The 2602-nt window shown below is 41.6% G+C and carries 1 protein-coding gene and 1 pseudogene; one reads left to right on the top strand and one right to left on the bottom strand.

The genetic code is table 11. From position 1 onward, the window contains the following. Positions 1–105 precede the first annotated feature (105 nt). Positions 106–1293: an IS256 family transposase gene (locus E2L07_RS20330; protein ID WP_134228649.1), complete on the top strand. Its 1188-nt coding sequence runs from the start codon at positions 106–108 to the stop codon at positions 1291–1293. 313 nt (positions 1294–1606) lie between these two features. Here E2L07_RS20330 and E2L07_RS20325 read toward each other — a convergent pair. Beyond that, a pseudogene (locus E2L07_RS20325) lies at positions 1607–2473 on the bottom strand (PTS sugar transporter subunit IIC); the annotation flags it as partial. Positions 2474–2602: the final 129 nt, after the last annotated feature.

Genomic DNA, 2602 nt, shown 5'->3' with positions numbered 1-2602 from the left:
ATTTTGTGTAAATAGAAATGCACTAAATGATGTTCATAGAAAAAAGAAGACCCTTTCTGTAGAATAAAGTTAGCCGACTAAATTCACAGAAAAGAGGTCTTCCCTATGAATCATCTTACTACAGATTTAATCGAAGCACTAGCACAAAAACAAGATATCGAAGAAGTTTTTCGTCAGCATTTGGAAACAGCTATCAATCAGCTGTTGAAACATGAATTAACTGTCTTTTTAGACTATGAGCCTTATGATCGAGAAGGTTTTCATTCTGGTAATTCCCGTAATGGCTTTTACGATCGTACGTTTAAAACCGAATACGGAGAACTACATCTTCGTATCCCTAGAGACCGTAATGGCGAGTTCCAACAACAAACAATAGCTCCTTATAAGCGTTCCAATGATACGCTGGAACAGTTTGTCATTCATCTTTATGAAAAAGGGATTACGACAAATGAAATCGCTAATCTTATCGAGCGAATGTATGGACATCACTATTCCAAACAAACGGTTTCGAACCTAACGCAACTTGTTTCTGAAGACGTGCAGGCTTTCCATGAACGAAAGCTGGAAGAACGCTATGTGTGCATTTACCTAGATGCCACTCATATTCCGATTCGACGTCAAACGGTTGAAAAAGAAGCTGTCTACATCGCTATTGGTATTACGGAAGAAGGAAACAAAGAAGTTTTAGACTTTACCATTGCACCAACAGAGTCTTCTCACGTATGGGAAGAACTCATCCAATGCCTACATGAGCGAGGAGTAGAAAACGTCCTTCTTTTCATTTCCGATGGATTGCCAGGGATGACGGATAGCATTCATCGCGTCTATCCAAAGGCGAAGCATCAAGTGTGCTGTGTACATGTCGCTCGAAACATTTCCAGTAAAGTACGTGTAAAGGATCGCGCAGCCATTCTCGATGATTTCAAGGCTGTCTATCAAGCGAAAGACCGTGAAGAAGCTTTAGAAGCCTTAGAACAAATGCAAAGTAAGTGGGAAAAGCCCTATCCACGTGTCATTGAATCTGTGATGAACAATGAACAGATCTTAACGTTTTATGATTTTCCAGCTTCCATTCGTCGCAGCATCTACTCGACAAATTTAATTGAAGCTTTTAACAAAGAAATCAAACGATATGTCAAACGCAAAGAACAATTCCCGAATGAAGAATCCTTAGAACGTTTTCTCGTGACACGGTTTCTAGACTATAATCACAAATTTGGCATGCGTTGTCATCGAGGCTTTGAAAAGGCAAAATCAGAATTGATACACATGTTTGAAGCACTAGAATATTAAGCTCTAGCACCAATCCGCCATCCTTGACCTTGTTTGCGGTCGTGGTGTTGTGTACGTTGGCGGATGGGAAAAATAAAGCCCTATGTGGGACTTCATCCGCACACCGAGCGTACCACGACCGACCTTTTCTAAGTTCTCGCTGGCTGGGTCCCTGAACCCAACCAGCAAGAACTAAGAAAAGGCACAAGGTCAAGGACAAGCAGCTACCGCTGTGGCTCTGTGTTTCACCTAAAATAGAAGTTTTACCAAGTAAAATAAGCAGGGCTAACCTATCTACTAGAAACAGGGGTATTTACACAAAATTATTGACACACCCCATGAAAACATACGCATCAAGAAATGGTTTTGTGACGATGTATGGAACATCGGCTGCACTTGTGCCTTGAGCAAACAAGCTAATGTTTTCTTCAAGTAAAGGGAGATAGATTGAATCGATCACAGGTCCTAAAATGTTCGTGCCGTGTAAGCCAAAAAACCAAAGGTGCTGATTTAAAAATGTAATGATAAGCGCGGCAGGTAGCGTGTCCCCTAACACTTGTAACGGTTGTTGGATAACGGTAAAGACGAGTTCATGAATGCTGCCGTCTGTTATTGCAGCAATAAGCATCTGCAAACCAGAAACAAGGATGAGTATAACAGTAGCTGGGATTAAGGCGCGGAAGGATTTGACGACACCGCTCGGAACCCCTTCAGGCATCTTAATTGTAAACTTTGATTGATATAAGAGACGGAAAAGTTCAGTCACCACGATAGCGGTCAAAACACCAACAAACAACCCTTGCGATCCGGTCCAAGCATATGAAAGCCCCCAATCGTCCGTCGTCGGTGTGAAAATGATATAGCAAGCGACAGCGAGAAGTGCAGCAGATAGAGCATCCACATCATAAGATTTAGCCAAGTTATAGCTAATCCCTGCTACAACAAGCAAAGAAAGAACGGCGAATGATCCATCCCATATGTTCCCTCCTAGCGTTTTCCAGCCTTCACCAAACGTGTTCAGCATAAAGTTTTGAAAAAACTCAATCGGCAAGTTGTTAATTAATACGGCAAACGATCCTATAATAATTAACGGCATAATGGCGACAAAGCCATCGCGAACGGCAACTAAGTGACGTTGTGACCCGATCCGCCCGGCAACCGGAATAAAATGCTTCTCCATCCACTGCATCACTGGATTCATTAAGAGCGTCCGGACAAAATTAATTTCTGCTTGGTTGATAGCGATTTTTACAGAAGAACTAGCGTAGAAAAAAATTAAATTAGGCTAAGAGCGGAGAGTGAGTTTACATTTTTTTTGAAATTATATTAA

Origin of the sequence: Halalkalibacterium halodurans, from assembly GCF_004376175.1 — a bacterium.
GTDB lineage: Bacteria > Bacillota > Bacilli > Bacillales > Bacillaceae_D > Halalkalibacterium > Halalkalibacterium halodurans.
The sequence above is the reverse complement of the archived record's forward strand: the minus strand, read 5'-3'. Positions and strand labels throughout refer to the sequence as shown.

Excerpts from the sequence above, each read along its gene's own strand:
- E2L07_RS20330 (WP_134228649.1), top strand. The coding sequence starts at position 106 with ATGAATCATCTTACTACAGATTTAATCGAAGCACTAGCACAAAAACAA.